General features: G+C 63.0%; 1 protein-coding gene. It reads left to right on the forward strand.

The window, feature by feature from the left end; translation table 11 throughout:
- Positions 1-99: 99 nt before the first annotated feature.
- On the forward strand, positions 100-265 hold a 166-nt coding region (locus SB725_RS31720), incomplete at its 3' end, for an RNA polymerase sigma factor (protein WP_410923409.1).

Consider the following 265-nt stretch of genomic DNA (forward strand, 5'->3'; position numbering starts at 1 on the left):
CGTGTTGCTGCGCAAGCGTTGATTCAGGGTTGGGGTGTGGCGTCGGGCGGGATTGGCGCGTCACACCCCCTCAAACCTGCATGATTGAACGAGGCACGAATGGCCGCTGCTGATGACACGCAACTGCTAGAGCGCCTGTTGGCGGGCGAACAAAAGGCTTACAAGGAACTGGTCGGCACCTACCAGAGCGCCATGCGCGCCGTGGCCTACGCCATTGTCGGCAACCGCCACGCCGACGAAGTGGTACAGGACGCCTGGCTGTCGG

The sequence above is a fragment of the Pseudomonas sp. SIMBA_041 genome (assembly GCF_046535095.1).
Lineage (GTDB): Bacteria > Pseudomonadota > Gammaproteobacteria > Pseudomonadales > Pseudomonadaceae > Aquipseudomonas > Aquipseudomonas mucoides.